The 15360-nt window shown below is 62.0% G+C and carries 19 protein-coding genes and 1 tRNA gene; 10 read left to right on the top strand and 10 right to left on the bottom strand.

From position 1 onward, the window contains the following. The first annotated feature begins 79 nt into the window (after positions 1–79). Together AC244Q_RS23510 and AC244Q_RS23505 are read left to right on the top strand one after the other, a co-directional pair. Entirely contained in the window at positions 80–913 is an 834-nt protein-coding gene (locus AC244Q_RS23510; RefSeq protein WP_128406994.1) for an alpha/beta hydrolase, read from the top strand. 165 nt (positions 914–1078) lie between these two features. After that, a complete protein-coding gene (locus AC244Q_RS23505) occupies positions 1079–1678 on the top strand; it encodes a transglutaminase-like cysteine peptidase (protein ID WP_012759779.1) in 600 nt (199 codons plus the stop codon). Between the two features lie 163 nt (positions 1679–1841). On the opposite strand, the gene mbfA is transcribed toward AC244Q_RS23505, so the two are convergent. Then, positions 1842–2825, bottom strand: coding sequence for an iron exporter MbfA (gene mbfA, locus AC244Q_RS23500; protein ID WP_128406995.1), 984 nt, complete (start codon positions 2823–2825; stop codon positions 1842–1844). 225 nt (positions 2826–3050) lie between these two features. Between mbfA and AC244Q_RS23495 the strand changes: the two genes are divergently transcribed. Next, complete coding sequence (locus AC244Q_RS23495) at positions 3051–3518, top strand: group III truncated hemoglobin (protein ID WP_003544609.1); 468 nt, start codon at positions 3051–3053, stop codon at positions 3516–3518. Positions 3519–3561: 43 nt separating this feature from the next. On the opposite strand, the gene AC244Q_RS23490 is transcribed toward AC244Q_RS23495, so the two are convergent. The 3 genes from AC244Q_RS23490 to AC244Q_RS23480 form a co-directional block, all read right to left on the bottom strand. Then, positions 3562–4473, bottom strand: coding sequence for an EamA family transporter (locus AC244Q_RS23490; protein ID WP_012759777.1), 912 nt, complete (start codon positions 4471–4473; stop codon positions 3562–3564). A 72-nt stretch (positions 4474–4545) separates the two neighbouring features. After that, a complete protein-coding gene (gene recX / locus AC244Q_RS23485; RefSeq protein ID WP_012759776.1) occupies positions 4546–5121 on the bottom strand; it encodes a recombination regulator RecX in 576 nt (191 codons plus the stop codon). Between the two features lie 9 nt (positions 5122–5130). Then, positions 5131–6156, bottom strand: coding sequence for a histone deacetylase family protein (locus tag AC244Q_RS23480; RefSeq protein WP_128406996.1), 1026 nt, complete (start codon positions 6154–6156; stop codon positions 5131–5133). A gap of 133 nt (positions 6157–6289) precedes the next feature. On the opposite strand from AC244Q_RS23480, the gene AC244Q_RS23475 reads away from it, so the two are divergent. Continuing rightward, positions 6290–6901 carry an HAD family hydrolase gene (locus AC244Q_RS23475; RefSeq protein WP_012759774.1) on the top strand — a complete coding sequence of 204 codons (612 nt, stop codon included), beginning with the start codon at positions 6290–6292 and terminating at the stop codon, positions 6899–6901. A 15-nt stretch (positions 6902–6916) separates the two neighbouring features. Here the strand turns inward: AC244Q_RS23475 and AC244Q_RS23470 are convergent, their stop codons facing one another. Continuing rightward, positions 6917–7435 (bottom strand): GNAT family N-acetyltransferase, encoded by a 519-nt coding sequence (locus AC244Q_RS23470; protein WP_012759773.1) that lies wholly within the window; start codon positions 7433–7435, stop codon positions 6917–6919. Positions 7436–7459: 24 nt separating this feature from the next. Next, positions 7460–8026 (bottom strand): helix-turn-helix domain-containing protein, encoded by a 567-nt coding sequence (locus AC244Q_RS23465; RefSeq protein ID WP_012759772.1) that lies wholly within the window; start codon positions 8024–8026, stop codon positions 7460–7462. 136 nt (positions 8027–8162) lie between these two features. Between AC244Q_RS23465 and tenA the strand changes: the two genes are divergently transcribed. From tenA to AC244Q_RS23450, 3 genes are all read left to right on the top strand, one after another. Then, positions 8163–8861: a thiaminase II gene (gene tenA, locus AC244Q_RS23460; RefSeq protein WP_026157536.1), complete on the top strand. Its 699-nt coding sequence runs from the start codon at positions 8163–8165 to the stop codon at positions 8859–8861. A 76-nt stretch (positions 8862–8937) separates the two neighbouring features. Beyond that, positions 8938–10770 carry a translation elongation factor 4 gene (gene lepA, locus AC244Q_RS23455; protein ID WP_012759770.1) on the top strand — a complete coding sequence of 611 codons (1833 nt, stop codon included), beginning with the start codon at positions 8938–8940 and terminating at the stop codon, positions 10768–10770. A 203-nt stretch (positions 10771–10973) separates the two neighbouring features. Then, the gene (locus tag AC244Q_RS23450) at positions 10974–11213 is read left to right on the top strand and encodes a type II toxin-antitoxin system CcdA family antitoxin (protein WP_245274034.1); all 240 of its coding nucleotides are present in this window, start codon (positions 10974–10976) and stop codon (positions 11211–11213) included. A 1-nt stretch (position 11214) separates the two neighbouring features. On the opposite strand, the gene AC244Q_RS23445 is transcribed toward AC244Q_RS23450, so the two are convergent. From AC244Q_RS23445 to AC244Q_RS23435, 3 genes are all read right to left on the bottom strand, one after another. Beyond that, positions 11215–11667 (bottom strand): GFA family protein, encoded by a 453-nt coding sequence (locus tag AC244Q_RS23445; protein WP_026157535.1) that lies wholly within the window; start codon positions 11665–11667, stop codon positions 11215–11217. Positions 11668–11850: 183 nt separating this feature from the next. Further along, positions 11851–12399, bottom strand: a complete 549-nt coding sequence (locus AC244Q_RS23440) for a sugar O-acetyltransferase (RefSeq protein ID WP_017995739.1) — start codon at positions 12397–12399, stop codon at positions 11851–11853. A gap of 11 nt (positions 12400–12410) precedes the next feature. After that, positions 12411–13187, bottom strand: a complete 777-nt coding sequence (locus AC244Q_RS23435) for a type 1 glutamine amidotransferase (RefSeq protein WP_017995738.1) — start codon at positions 13185–13187, stop codon at positions 12411–12413. A gap of 203 nt (positions 13188–13390) precedes the next feature. Here AC244Q_RS23435 and AC244Q_RS23430 point away from each other — a divergent pair, with 203 nt between their 5' ends. After that, positions 13391–13684 carry an Rdx family protein gene (locus AC244Q_RS23430; protein ID WP_003544579.1) on the top strand — a complete coding sequence of 98 codons (294 nt, stop codon included), beginning with the start codon at positions 13391–13393 and terminating at the stop codon, positions 13682–13684. Positions 13685–13693: 9 nt separating this feature from the next. Here AC244Q_RS23430 and AC244Q_RS23425 read toward each other — a convergent pair whose 3' ends face one another. Continuing rightward, positions 13694–14113, bottom strand: coding sequence for a BA14K family protein (locus AC244Q_RS23425; protein ID WP_128406997.1), 420 nt, complete (start codon positions 14111–14113; stop codon positions 13694–13696). 169 nt (positions 14114–14282) lie between these two features. On the opposite strand from AC244Q_RS23425, the gene AC244Q_RS23420 reads away from it, so the two are divergent. Both AC244Q_RS23420 and AC244Q_RS23415 read left to right on the top strand, forming a co-directional pair. Further along, positions 14283–14369: transfer RNA gene (locus AC244Q_RS23420), tRNA-Leu, on the top strand. A gap of 238 nt (positions 14370–14607) precedes the next feature. Beyond that, positions 14608–14892, top strand: coding sequence for a hypothetical protein (locus tag AC244Q_RS23415; protein ID WP_017995735.1), 285 nt, complete (start codon positions 14608–14610; stop codon positions 14890–14892). Positions 14893–15360: the final 468 nt, after the last annotated feature.

The raw sequence follows: 15360 nt of genomic DNA, 5'->3' as shown, positions 1-15360 counted from the left end.
CATCCTTTAACGGAAAAATCACCCGCTGTCAGCCTGCCAAGAATCTGTTTTATAGGCCAGAACAACAGGAGTTTCGCCGATGTCCGATCAGATGCCCGATTCCGCGCCGCAGTTCCTGACGGTTGGCGAGGGCGAGGCGGCGCGTCAGATCGCCATGCTCGTCCGCCCGGCGCAGGCCGGCAATGGCGCGCCGGCGCTGGTCTGGCTGTCCGGCTACCGCTCCGACATGAGCGGCACCAAGGCGGTGGAACTCGACGGGCTGGCGGCGGAACTTGGGCTCGCCTGCATCCGCCTCGACTATTCCGGCCACGGACTTTCCGGCGGCAATTTCGGCGAGGGCACGATCTCGCGCTGGCTGGAGGAGGCGCTTGCCGTCATCCGTCATGTCGCGCCCGATCGGGTGATCCTCGTCGGCTCGTCGATGGGCGGCTGGATCGCGCTCAGGCTGGCGCAGGAGCTTGCGCGGCAGGGCGGCGTGACGCTCCCAAAGCTCGCAGGCATGGTGCTGATTGCGCCGGCGCCCGATTTCACCTCGGAGCTGATCGAGCCGAACCTCAAGGCGAAAGAGCGCAAATCGCTGGCCGAGCGCGGCTATTTCGAAGAGCGTTCTCAATACAGCCCGGAACCCAACATCTATACGCGGGCGCTGATCGAGGACGGCCGAAAGAACCGGGTGCTCGACGGCATCATCGAAACCGGCTGCCCGGTGCACATTCTCCAGGGCATGAAAGACGCCGACGTGCCGCATGCGCATGCGATGAAACTGGTCGAACATCTTCCCGCCGACGACGTGGTGCTGACCTTCGTCCGCGACGGCGACCATCGCCTTTCACGCCCCGGCGATATCGCGCTTCTCCTGAGTGCCGTCAAAGGCATCATCCGTTCATCAACAAATAGGCAGATGCCCGCCTGAATGGCAGAGGCGGATAAATTCGCCTGCTGCAGGTCCCCAAGCCGTTGCATTTTAACCATGTCGGCGAGTCGCAAGCTCCTCCCAAGAAGTAACGATTGACTCTTTTGGGCCCTCTCCATTAACACTTTGTTAATAAATAAGGGGCGATGCAAGGAAAGAGCGGGCGTGCGGATCAAGGGTATCTTTGTGGCCATGATGGCCGTGTTTGCGATGGCGACGGCCGCCATACCGGCCCCAAGCAGAAATGCTTCAATGGTAACGGGCAATGCCACCTCACAGCCGATCGGCCACTACGATTTCTGTCAGATCCACCGCAGTGAATGCGGCGCAAACCGCAACGCAGGCCCGGTCGCCATGAACCCGGGGAAGTGGTCGCTCGTGCGTTCGGTCAACGCCACGGTCAATCGCACGATCACGCCGATGACCGACAAGGAAATCTACGGCAAGGATGAGGTCTGGGCCTATCCGACCACCGCCGGCGACTGCGAAGATTTCGCGCTCTTGAAGCGCCGCATGCTGATCCAGCGCGGCTTTTCGGCTGCCGACCTGCTGATGACCGTCGTGCGCAAGCCGGACGGCGAAGGCCATGCCGTGCTGACGCTGCGCACCGCCGAGGGCGATTTCGTGCTCGACAACCTCGCTTCCGACGTCAAGCCGTGGTTTGGGACGCCCTATTCCTTCGTCAAGCGCCAGTCGAGCTACAATGCCGGCCGCTGGGTCACCATCGAGAACGGCCGCGACGTCCTGGTCGGCGCGCTGCGGTAAGAGTTGCAATAGAGAATGTGGAAAGGCCGGCGGTTTTGCCGGCCTTTTTGTTTTGTTGGTTTGGGATGCCGCACCGTCTCCCGGCCCTTCGCTTTGGGCTCAGGGCGTTCGTCGCTGCAATCGATTCGCTGGATCGATTGCTCGGGCTGCGCCCGACCGCTCCTCACCCATTCCCGATCAGGATACCCGCCCCGAGCACCAGGCCGCCGCCGAGCACCACCTGGAAGGCGGCGCGCAGGAAAGGGGTTTCCATGTAGCGGTTCTGGATGAAGGCGATTGCCCAGAGTTCGAAGAAGACGACGATGGCGGCGGTGATCGTTGCCGTCCAGAAATGCGGGATCAGATAGGGCAGCGCGTGGCCGAGACCGCCGAGCGCCGTCATGATGCCGCAGGCAAGGCCGCGTTTGACCGGCGAGCCTCTGCCGGAGATCTTGCCGTCGTCATGGGCGGCCTCGGTGAAGCCCATCGAGATGCCGGCGCCGACGGAGGCCGAAAGACCGACGAGAAAGGTCTGCCAGGTATCCTGCGTGGCGAAGGCGGCGGCGAAGATCGGCGCCAGCGTCGAGACCGAGCCGTCCATCAGCCCGGCAAGGCCTGGCTGCACGTAGGTCAGCACGAATTGCCGATGCACCGTCGCGTCCTCGTCATGCTTGACGTCTTCGGGCGTATGTTTGTCGCCCAGCATACGGGCGATATCCTCATGCCCCTGTTCGGCGAGGGCGAGGTCGCCGAGAAGCTCACGCGTCGAGGCATCCGAGGTCCGTTTTGCCGCCTCGACATAGAAACGATAGGCCTGCTCCTCCATCGCCTCGGTTTCCTGCCGCATCGCATCCAGCGAAAGGTTTGCCCTGAGCCAGTCGGGCTTGCGCTCGTAAAAACCCTGCACATGCTCGCGCCGGATCAACGGAATGCGCTCGCCGAAACGCTGGCGATGGATTTCGATCAACGATTTTCGGTGCGTATCCTCGACCTCGGCCATATCCTCGAAGACCTTGGCCGAGGCCGGAAAATCCCGGCGCAGCCTGTCAGCATAGGCAAGATAGATGCGGGCATCGTCTTCCTCGGAGGCGATCCCAAGGGCAAGGATCTCCTGCTCGGACAGCGACTCGAAAGATCGTTTCGAGGATCTGAAAAACCGCGCCAGCATGATCTTCTCCAATTTTTAGAATTATTCTAAATCTAAAGAACGCGGCGATGGCGGTCAAGTGCGTGAGGCAATTCAAAGTGCTACAGCGTCCTTTGCGCGCCTCGAAAAGACGCGCGGCGCCGCAGGCTGCTGACAGATTGCCGCAAGCGGCGCGGACGACTTTGGCGCGCTGCCATAAATACCTATATGAGAGGGCGCCGCATCACGCGGCGCCGGGGTTTCGGAATGGACAATGACATTCAGGGCCGCCCTGCCCATGTCGCGGCGATCCGCGAAAGGGCGGAGGCGGAGATGCGGGAAATGGGCGTCGACGCGGCCTTCATCGACAGGCTGGTCGAGACCTTTTACGGGCGCGTGCTCGCACATCCCGATCTCGGCCCGGTGTTCGACGCCAGGCTATCCGGGCGCTGGCCGGAGCATATGGCGAAAATGAAGAGCTTCTGGTCGGCCGTTGCCTTCCGCAGCGGCGCCTATGGCGGCAAGCCGGTGCAGGCGCATACGGGTGTCCAGAACCTGACACCCGATCTCTTTCCGAAGTGGCTGTCGCTGTTTGCCGCAACGCTTGACGATATCGCGCCAACGCCGGAGGCCAAGGCCTGGTTCATGGCAACGGCGGAGCGGATCGCCAAGAGCCTGATACTGTCGCTGTTCTACAATCCGGCGCTCGACGATCCCGCCCGCAAACCCGCCTGATCCATCTTGTAGAGACGGCGTTCCCAAAAACGCTGACACTTTTCTAGCTCTTCGCCGCCGAGGCGGTGGCGCCGGCGCTGGCCGCCACGACGAGCGCAGTACCCAGCATCTGCAGCGCGGTCATCGGCTGGGCGAGGATCAGAAAGCCGGCGAGAGCGCCGAGCGCCGGTTCGAGGCTCATCAAGATGCCGAATGATGCCGACGGCATGCGCCGCAGCGCCACCATCTCCAGCGCATAGGGCAAGAGCGGCACAAGAATGGCAAGGCCGAGAACCTCGACCAGTCCCTTCAGCGTGAAAGCGCCCCCTGTCTCGGCAAGACCGAAAGGAGTTGCGACGAGGCCGGCAACGAGCAGTGACATCGAGAGACCTTCCAGCCCCTTGAAGGCGGCGCCGACCTTCTTCGTCAGCAGAATATAGACCGCCCATCCCACAGCCGAGCCGAGGGCGAAGAGGACGCCTGAGGAATTGCCGACCCAGCCTTCGCCGTCATGGGCGAGGAAGAGAATGCCGGCCGCAGCGATCAACGGCCAGGTGAGCCGCCAGGTCAGGCCATAGCCGAAGACGGCGACCGAGAGCGGCCCAAGAAAATCGATGGCGATCGCCAGACCGAGCGGCAGCCGCTGGATCGCAGCGAAGAAGCAGAGCGTCATGGCAGCCGTCGTCGTGCCGAGCAGCAATGTCGCCCGCCATTGGGCGCCGCTATAACGCAGCACCGAAGGCCTGATGACGGCGGCAAGGATGATCGCCGCGAAAGCAAGCCGCAGCCAGGTGGCGCCGGCAACGCCATAGGTCGCAATGGCTGACGAAGACAGTGCCGCGCCGAACTGGATCGACGACATCGACATCAGGCACATCGCGACACCGGCCGCCAAGCCGCCCGAAGCCGACGATACGCCCGGCTGCGCAATCAAGGCTGCGCTATCCGTGCCGGTCTCGATATTCTTGATGTCCATGTGGCCCCCGATCCTGGCGCGGTTCTAAGCCGAAGACGGGGGAGAACCAAATTCAATCTTTTCATGCCGGGATCAAGAGCGCTGATGCTGAGGCACCAAAGATCGGCCGGCGAGGATGACCTCTTCCGCGTCTTCGAAGCTCATGTCGAAGATCTTCCTGCCGATATCGAAGCTGAAGCCGTTGCGGGCGAAAGCCGAAAGCTCTTTGGCCTTTCGCTTTTCGTCAAGCTCGACCCGGCGGAAGGGGCCGAAGGCGCGCTTGCGGGCAAATATCGCTGCGGCATAGAGATCGTCAGCCTCTTCAAGTGCAGCCCCAACCTTGTCGCTGGAGACGCCCTTGGCAGCTAGCTTCTGGGCGATCGCGCGCTTCGATTTACCGCCGCGCACGGCAGAGCGCGTGCTGATCTCCGCATAGGCGCTGTCGTCGAGCACCTTGTTGTCATAGGCAAATTTGACCGCGAAATCGGCGATGGCCTTGAGTTGCGCCGCGCTGATATCCTCGAATTTCTCCTTCGCCTTGCGGCTGATGGCGTCAAACAGCTGCTTTTCCGTCATCATCCGTCGCTCCAGGCGATAGATAGCGGAGTTGCGCGCCCAGCTCAGCATGCGGGATGTCGGGATATCGGATGGAACGGTCTCGTCGGTCATCGGCGGTGATCAGGCTTCCAGACCCTTGAGGACGTTGGCGACGTTAAGGCCGATCTCCGGCACGCCGTAACCGCCCTCCATGCAGGCGAGCACCGGCAAGCCGGTGGCTGATATCATCGCGCCCATGCGGGTGAAATCGTCCGAGGTGAGGCTGAAGAAGGAGATCGGATCGCGCTCGAAGGTATCGACGCCGAGCGCCACGACGACCGCCTCGGCGCCGAATGTCTTGATGCGGGTGAGCGCATCGGCAAGGGCCGAAGACCAGACATCCCAAGGCGTGCCCGGCGGCATCGGATAGTTGCGGTTGCTACCTTCGCCCTCGCCCTCGCCTTCCTCGTCGGCATGGCCGAGGAAATAGGGAAAGGCATGCATGGGATCACCATGCAGCGAGGCGGTGAAGACATCGCCGCGGCGATAGAAGATATCCTGGGTGCCGTTGCCATGGTGGAAATCGACATCCAGCACCGCGACTTTCCTCGCACCGCTATCGAGCAGCCGCTGTGCCGCGACGCCCGAATTGTTGATGAAGCAATAGCCGCCGAAGAGATCGATGCCGGCATGGTGCCCGGGCGGGCGGCAGAGCGCGAAGGCGAAGCGATTGCCCTGCGTCAGCCAGTCGGCGCCTGATATAGCACAGCGCATGGAAGCGATCGCCGCCTCGTAGGAGCCCTTGGTGATCGAGGTATCGGCGGCATTGGCGTAGTGGCCGATCGCGCCGACGATATTGTCGGGTACACGCTGGCTGGTGCGGCGAACGGCAAAGGAATTGGCGATCGCCTCGCCGGTGAAACCAGCCGCCACCCAGCGGTCCCATCCGGTGGCGAGAAAATCCAGATAGGCGGGATCATGTACTTTTCGAGCCGTTTCCAGTCCGTGCGGATCGGGCGCCACGACGTCGGTGAAGCCCGCCTGCTTGACCGCCGCAAGAATCCATTCGGCGCGGAACGGCGCCTCGAAGGGCGTCACCAGTTGGCCGGCGTGCAGCTCGGTCCTGGCATCGCGCAGCTTGTGATCTTCGGAATAGATGACGCGCATTTCAGATCTTGCCCTTGATTGACAATGGAGATTTACACGGCTCGGCCCCGACAAAAAAGCCGCGCGACCTCTTGATCGTCTGGAATAATGACGCCACCTTCGCCGGTGATTTGAGAACGAGGAAATTTTCCGCATGAAAGTGCTGATGGTCGATGTCGACGGCGTGCTCATTCATGGTCGCCCGACCGATGGCCTGCCTCTCTTCACCTATCTCGAGCGCGATCTCGGGCTGCGCCTCGACCTGCTGCAGCAGGAATTCTTCCAGACCCACTGGGGCGATATCATCATCGGCCGCGCGGCGCTGGAGCCGAGGCTCGCCGGCGTTCTCGCAAAGATCGCGCCCCACCTCAGCGCTGAAACGCTGATCGACTACTGGTTCGAAAACGATTCCCGCCTCGATCGCAATCTGCTGGAAGAACTCGCCGCTCTCAGGCAAAGCGGCATCACTCTCCTGCTGGCGACCAACCAGGAGCATAGGCGGGCGCGCTACCTGATGGAGCAGATCGGCCTTAACGCACATTTCGACGACATCATTTATTCCGCAGCACTCGGGCACAGCAAACCTTCGCCTGACTTTTTCCGAATGGCGACCGAGCGGGCCGGCGTGCTGCCCGGCGAAATCGCTTTCATTGACGATATGGCGGTGAATGTCGAAGCGGCGCGGCAATTCGGCTGGAATGCCGCGCAATGGACGGCGGGCGCGACGCTTGGCGGCGCGTTTCCGGTCTTCGCCAGGCCGGCATGAGCGGGACCGGCGCAATCAGGCGAGCCGTTTGTAGAACAGGGTGGTGGCGCAGAAGCCGCCTTCCGGCCACAGCGCATAATCGGGGATGACGCCGACGCGCTGCCAGCCCAAGCGCGGATAGATCGCCTCGGCATCGCTGCCGGTTGCCGTGTCGAGCACGAGCAGGGTCTTGCCGCGGCTTGCTGCCTCGCGTTCGGCGGCATCCATCAGCAGCCGGGCGAGCCCCCTGCCGCGGGCCGAGCGATGCACCAGCAGCTTCTTCAGATCGCCGCGATGCGGCTGGTTCGGCATCTGCGCGGCACCCACCTGGACGGTGCCGACGATCCTGCCGTCGAGTTCAGCGACCAGTAGCAGATTGCCGCCGGTGGCAACGGCATCGGCGACATCACACCAATAGGGCTCGGCGTCCTCAGGCCCATAGGGCTGCATGAAGCCGACGGAGGCACCGCCCGCGACGCAATCGACAAGCACTTGCGAAAGGGCCGGAACGGCAGCGCGGGCCTCCTCGGCGGAAAGGATACGAATAGCGGGCATACTGTTCTCCTGAAATGAAAGCTGTTATCGGCCGCCGCGATCGAGCACGACGCAATAGCGTGCCGGCATATTGCCGGGATTGTGGAAGACGTGACCCTCGCCGACCGGCATGAAGAGGCAATCCCCCGGGCGCAGCCGGTAGACAGTCTCAGCCGCCGTCATCTCCAGCTCGCCGTCGAACAGCCAGATATGCTGCGTCATGCCATGGACGCTCGCATGCGGGGGGAAGCTGACGCGGGCGCCGGCCGGGAATTCAACCTCGACGATATCGACATCCGAAGCCGTGCCCGGGGGTGAAACAGACCGGCGCATATATCCCGTCTCCGGATCGCGCCAGACCTGCTGTTCCTGCCTCCGGGCGAGCGGCGAGGCCTGCCCGTCTTCCGCAAAGAAGGCCGACAGCGACAGGCCAAGCGCGGCGCAGATCCTGGCCAGCAGCGAGGCGGTCGGGCTCGCCTCCGCCCGCTCGATGCGCGAGATCATCGCCCGGCTGACGCCGGAGGCCGCAGCAAGATCATCGAGCGTCAAAGCCTTTTCCTGCCGCAGCGTGCGGATGCGGATGCCGATCGCCTGTTCGAGTTCCGGTTCCATTTTCCAGTCCAATTTCTACTATAAGAGAAATACATTATCCGATGATGGAATCAAGTGGCTACGAAAAGCGGCCAAACGTGCCTTGCTTTCGCCGCTACGCCGTCCATATATGGCGGCGCAATCCGAGGAGAGAGTGATGGACGCCAGCAAGCAGAGCACGGAACTGACGGGAAGCTTCACGGCTGCCGCCTGGGACAGGATCGCGCCGATCATGGCTGAAATCGAGGCCTTGCCGCTGCTGCAGCGGCTTTCGGACGGCACGCTGCCGCCGGAGGTTTTCCGCCATTACATCCTGCAGGATGCGCTCTACCTCAAGCATTATGCGCGATGCCTTGCGATCGTCGCGGCCAAGGCACCCGACAATGCGCAGGTCCTGCGCTTCCTCGGTTCGGCACAGAAGGCAATCACCGTCGAGCAGGGCCTGCATGCCGGCTTCCTCACCCAGTTCGGCATCACGTCTGCCGACGTCACATCAGCCGAACCCTCGCCTGCCGGCTTTGCCTATACCAACTTCCTGCTTGCCACCGCCTATCACAGCTCCTACGCGGTGGCGCTGTCCTCCATCCTTCCCTGCTTCTGGATCTACTGGCATGTCGGCGAAGCGATCAAGAACCGGCCTGCTATCGAAGGCAATGCTTTCCAGGCCTGGATCAACACCTATGGCGATCCGCAATTTGCCGCCGGTGCCCGCGAAGTGATCGCGCTGACCGACATCGCCGCCCGCGCCGCATCGCCGGTGGAGCGGGCGCAAATGACCGATGTCTTCGTGCGCGCCTCGCAATATGAATGGATGTTCTGGGATTCGGCCTGGCGGCTGGAGACGTGGCCGGTCTGATCGGCGCCCGGCACAGGACGAAATAGCGTAAACAGCAGGATAATTACCGCTTTGCGGCAGGGGGCGGCGCTGCTATATGGCGCGCATGAGCACCAATTCCACCACTCCGCTGTCCCATATCCGCAACTTTTCGATCGTGGCCCATATCGACCACGGCAAATCGACGCTGGCCGACCGCCTGATCCAGACGACGGGCGGCCTTGCCGAGCGCGAAATGTCCGAGCAGGTGCTCGACAATATGGATATCGAGCGCGAGCGCGGCATCACCATCAAGGCCCAGACCGTGCGCCTGCATTACCAGGCGAACAACGGCGAGAAATACATTCTCAACCTGATCGACACGCCCGGCCACGTCGACTTCGCCTATGAAGTCTCACGGTCGCTGTCGGCCTGCGAGGGCTCGTTGCTCGTCGTCGACGCCAGCCAGGGCGTCGAAGCGCAGACGCTTGCCAACGTCTACCAGGCGATCGACAACAACCACGAGATCGTCACCGTCCTCAACAAGATCGACCTGCCGGCCGCCGAACCCGACCGCATCAAGGAACAGATCGAGGAGGTGATCGGCATCGACGCTTCGGAGGCGGTGCTGATTTCGGCAAAGACCGGCCTCGGCATTCCCGATGTGCTGGAAGCGATCGTCCACAGGCTACCGGCGCCGAAGAGCCCCGGCGGCGAAAAGGCGCCGTTGAAGGCGCTGCTCGTCGACAGCTGGTACGACGCCTATCTCGGCGTCATGGTTCTCGTCCGCGTCATCGACGGCGTGCTGACCAAGGGCCAGACGGTGCGGATGATGGGCACCGATGCGAAATACCAGGTGGAGCGCGTCGGCGTGCTGACGCCGAAGATGGTCAATATCGACCGCCTCGGCCCCGGCGAGATCGGCTTCATCACCGCCTCGATCAAGGAAGTGGCCGATACCCGCGTCGGCGACACGATCACCGAGGACAAGCGGCCGACGGCCCAGGCGCTGCCGGGCTTCAAGCCGGCGCAGCCGGTGGTGTTCTGCGGCCTCTTCCCGGTCGACGCCGCCGATTTCGAGGATCTGCGCGCCGCCATGGGCAAGCTTCGCCTCAACGACGCCTCCTTCTCCTTCGAAATGGAATCGTCGGCGGCTCTCGGTTTCGGCTTCCGCTGCGGCTTCCTCGGCCTGCTGCATCTGGAAATCATCCAGGAACGGCTGGAGCGCGAGTTCGACCTCGACCTCATCGCCACCGCACCCTCGGTCGTCTACAAGATGTTTATGACCGACGGCACGGAGCGCGAGTTGCACAATCCGGCCGACATGCCCGATGTCGTCAAAATCTCGGAAATCCACGAGCCGTGGATCCGCGCGACAATCCTGACACCCGACGATTATCTCGGCAGCATCCTGAAGCTCTGCCAGGACCGGCGCGGCATCCAGATCGAGCTTACCTATGTCGGCACGCGTGCGATGCTGACCTACGACCTGCCGCTCAACGAAGTCGTCTTCGATTTCTACGACCGGCTGAAGTCGATCTCGAAGGGTTATGCCTCCTTCGACTACACGCTGACCGACCACCGCGAAGGCAACCTCGTGAAGATGTCGATCCTCGTCAACGGCGAACCGGTCGACGCGCTGTCGATGATGGTGCACCGGACGGCCGCCGAAAAGCGCGGCCGCGACATGTGCGAGAAGCTCAAGGAGCTGATCCCGAAGCACATGTTCAAGATCCCGATCCAGGCGGCGATCGGCGGCAACGTCATTGCCCGCGAGACGATCTCGGCGCTGCGAAAGGACGTGACCGCGAAATGCTACGGCGGCGACGCTACCCGCAAGCGCAAGCTGCTCGACAAGCAGAAGGCCGGCAAGAAGCGCATGCGCCAGTTCGGCAAGGTGGAAATTCCCCAGGAAGCCTTCATCGCGGCATTGAAGATGGGCGACGAATAGGTTTTTCGCAGAGCTTTTTTGACGAGGAGACGTAGGTCTCCTTAGATGTTGACGAGCCTCGCTCTTTGTTCGCCGTCATCCTCGGCCTTGTGCCGAGGATCTGCTACATATCAAACGGCTGCAGATGCTCGGGACAGGCCCGAGCATGACGAAAGAGACGTGGTTAAGGCTCCGTCAACAGTTATCTCCGAGGGGATTCTGCGATGAACGATGAAAGCCGAACGACTGGCAAACCGGGATCGGTGATGGGTACAAACACTCATTCCAAGATCGAAAGGGGCTGCAAAGCTCCGACCTTCGATCAAAAAACAAGCGACGATGAAACGCTGCCTCGCGAAGAACGCGAAAGACTTTGGCGAATTGAAAACGCCGAGGCGATCGCGGAGCAAAATGAGTATGTCGCAAAGCATGGCTTGCCGTTTGCGAAATACAGGCAGTTTTGACTTACCCCCTGCCCATATACTCCTTCACCAGCCCCTCATAGGCGTCCATCTCCGGCAGCGCCGTGTAGCTGTATACCGCGCCGGTCTCGGCGAATGACAGCTTCTCGCTCGTCCACGTCTCGATGAAAGGGGTGAACCAGCTCGGATCATCCAGCATGGTCACGCGCAGATTGACGAACCAGTCCATGCCTTCCGGCCGGGTGAACATCCAGCTCATGCAATGCGGGCAGAAATAATGCTTCGTGAAACCATGCAGACCGCCGATCACCGGCTCGCCCTGCGTCACCTCGAAGCCTTCGCTGGGGATGGCCGCACTCAGCGAATAGGCGCTCGATGTCATCTTCTGGCACCCCGTGCAATGACAGGCCATGGTGAGCAGCGGCGGGGCGCTGATCTTCAATCGCACCCGGCCGCAACGGCAGCCGCCTTCCATGGGTAAATTCCGAACGCTCATGATGTCCTCCCGTTTTGCCTTCTGATCTAGCGGAGCTTTCGCCGCTGTCGAGGTCATCGCGGAATGGGCGGCCTTGCCGGCGCTAGCGCATTTCCGTTTTCTCCGAATCACGGAAATGCTCCATCTCGTTGTTTTCACGCAATTCCGGACGCAAAACCGCTACGCACTTTTGCTGGAATTGCTCTAGCGGATGCGGGCTGGATTGCCGACCACGGTTGCGCCGGCCGGCACGTCCCTTGTTACCACCGCACCGGCGCCGACGATCGCACCGTCGCCGATCGTGACGCCGCCGAGGATGATAGCGCTGCCGCCGATCCAGACATCGCTGCCGATGGTGACAGGCTTGGCGATCTCGATGCCTGTGCTGCGCAGTGCCGGCTCCTTGTGATGCTCGGCGCAATAGATCTGCACGCCGGGGCCGAACATGCTGCGGTCGCCGATCGTCACCCGGCCGGAATCGAGGATGGTGCAGCCGGCATTGAAATAGACGCGCTCGCCGAGAGTGATATTGATGCCGTAGGAGCAGTGAAACGGCGCCTCGATGAAGACATCGAGTGCTGCCTGCGCAAAGAGCGCCCTCAGGGCCGGCGCCATCGCGCCGCGTTCGTCCGGCGGCAGCGTATTATGGGCGTGGACAGCGGCACGCGCCTGCCGCCGCAAAAGATCGAGCTCGTCATCGAGGCAGCAATACCATTCGCCTGCCGCCATCTTTTCGCGTTCGCTGGCGGGCATCGCATTGGCCCTCACGCCGAGGCCTGCGACAGCATTTCGACCTCTTGCCGCTCGATCAGGCTGACCCAAGCGCGCGCGATGGCAAGGCCCGCGGCATCGGCGGCTCCGCCATGTCTTGCCGCCAGTTCGGCATGGTTCTCCAGCCAGCCCGGCGCAATGCGCGCGATCGTGTCGGGAAATTCGGCCTTCCATTGTTCGACGACCGCTGAATCGGCCTCGAAATGGAACTGGGTGCCATAGACGGCGCGGCCGATGCGGAAGGCCTGGTTCTCTGCAACGGGGCTCGAGGCGAGGCGCGCCGCGCCCTCAGGCAGGGAAAACGTATCGGCATGCCATTCGAAGATGGTGAATTCGCCGCCAAGCGCCGACAGCAGCGGATCGGTCCGGCCCTCGGCGGTGACGCCGATCCCGTGCCAGCCGAATTCGCGGGCGATTCCTAAGTGATTGTCGGCGCCATAGGCGCGGGCGAGGATCTGGCTGCCGAGGCAGATGCCAAGCACGGCCTTGCCGGCATCGCCGAAGCGGCGGGTGAGCCGGACGAGTTCCGGCAGATAGGGGTGGGTTTGGTCATCCAGCGCGCTCTGCTCGCCGCCAAGAACGACCAGCGCGTCATGGCCGGATATATCTTTCGGCAGGATGCCGTCCTGCCACACCCGGAACCACTCGATCTCCGCTCCCGCCTCGTCGAGGGCCGCGGCAAGCGCGCCGAGGCCGGTATTCCGCATGTTTTCGATGACTGCGACGCGCATAAGTTCTTCCCGGTATGGCCGACCACGGGAAGAGACCATGGCGGAGGGCGGCGCGCAAGACGCCAGAACAGGATTGAGGCTTTAGGCCGGTTCGGCCCAAAATCTGAATCCTGTTCTTAATTAAATAGTTAGAGCATGATGTCGCCCGAAAACCGCTCACACTTTTCGGCATCATGCTCTGCGAGGGCGATTGCGCGCACGCGCCACAGGGCTTAAATCTCAGCAAACGAAAGGACATCGCCATGACCGAAAAAGCCCGCGTCACGATCCTCTACTGCACCCAGTGCAACTGGCTGCTGCGCGCCAGCTGGATGGCGCAGGAGCTGCTGCATACTTTTTCCGACAGCCTCGGCGAAGTGGCGCTGATCCCCGCCACCGGCGGCAATTTCGAGATCCGCGTCAATGGCGATCTGATCTGGGAGCGCAAGCGCGACGGCGGTTTTCCCGGGCCGAAGGAGCTGAAACAGCGGGTCCGCGACATCGTCGAGCCCGGCCGCGATCTCGGCCACGTCGACCGCGCCTCGCTCGAAAGCTAACCACGCGGCTCAGCGATAGGGCGAGCGGCAGGTCTTGTAGATGCCCTCATAGGTGAGGAAACGGTCGGTCCGCGGATTGTAGGAGCGGTACTCGTTGCTGCACCAGGCGGCATGGCTATTCATTTCGCGCACTTTCGGCTGCACTCTTTGCACCGGCGGCGGATCATAAGTCAGCTGCGGCGGCCCGGCAGCGCCCGGCCGGTAATAGGTTGGCCCCGCGCCGCGTGGACGGTAGTTCGGCTGGACATAGGCGGGGCGATGCCATTGCTGCGGCCCGAAACCGAAGCAACCGCGAAAATCGCAGAGCGTCGATCCCGTGTTCAGCGGCCCGACCCCCGGCTTGCCCAGCTTCAGCGAATCGGCCCCGGCGATTGCGGGCGATAGAAGAGCTAAAAGACTGGCGAGCAGAAGCGTACGAGCAATAGGCATGTGGCATTCCTTTCGATATTTCCTTTATATAGGGCGTGACCACCGAAGCGCTATGCCCCGCCTAGCGCCACTCCCGCCCATGTGATCAGCGGCTTTCTCGCCAACTGTCAGAAAAACTTCAAAAACCCAGTTGACAGTCAGGAGCCACCCCCTTACATCGCTCTCCGTCGCCCAGATGGCGGAATTGGTAGACGCGCCAGCTTCAGGTGCTGGTACCCGAAAGGGTGTGGAGGTTCGAGTCCTCTTCTGGGCACCATTCCATTCTTGATCACTACCAAGATCAAGGAGTTAAGCCTTTCCAACTAGAGTTGCGCAGGTGCCTTGCAACAAAGGCCAATCGCGATGCGCTCAAGGGCTTGTTCGCTCAATAGCTCCCAAGATCTCTCCGAAGCCCTCATTTCTAGATGTTTATTCCTGCCGCTCTTGATAGCTGGCCTGCATTGACTCCCTCACTCCCAAATGCGAACATAAAGCGAACAGATGGAGTTTTGCTGATGATCCGATTCGCCACAACCCCAGCCAGCACCCCCGAGCCTATAAAGGCCCGCGAGGTGTCAGCTGCCAAGCCGGCCATTGAAATGCCGAAGCCGAAGCCGGTCATTGAGGTAGCCGCTACGGGGCCTGCGGTCGGCCTGTTGGTGCCCAGCTCCGAGGCAGACGAGCTCGGCTCCGACACTCGGCCGAAAACCACCAAGCCAGCACGCCGTGCGGCAACAAAGCGTAAGCCCAAGGTCGTCGAGGCAGACGACGCTTCCCTCCAGCTTCGTCTGGAGGCATAACCGCACACGATCCGGCCAAGGTTTGGCGGCGCGGGGGGACTCCCACCATAATCTATATAGCACTTCGGAATCCCGAAATTGGCTGCGGGATTGAAATCATTGGATGTTTCTCCACGGCGACAGCCCGCGAAAGGCGTCGAATTTCGGAATCCCGAAGCGGGGGAATTTCGGGATTCCGAAGTGGGATTTTTTCTTCCCGCCGACGCACCCGCCTTTGTCGGCAGCAATTGGCGGGCAGTATCTGACGCTCTCCTATCAGGATCAGCCGCTTTCCGTTCGGATGAATTGGGCCGCTTGGTGCTCCTCGTAAAACTGGAAGGACGTGCCTTCGGCCATTACTCAACGCATGGCCTGCGACACGCGCGGCTGCCCGTTCCGACACCCCCGCAAGCCTCGCACAAGAACGAAATCGGATACCGAGACAAGGATGAACATACGGCCGTTCCGCCTGTAAAGAGCCGGGCGGCT

This window comes from Rhizobium sp. CB2179, assembly GCF_057653455.1.
The sequence above is the reverse complement of the archived record's forward strand: the minus strand, read 5'-3'. Positions and strand labels throughout refer to the sequence as shown.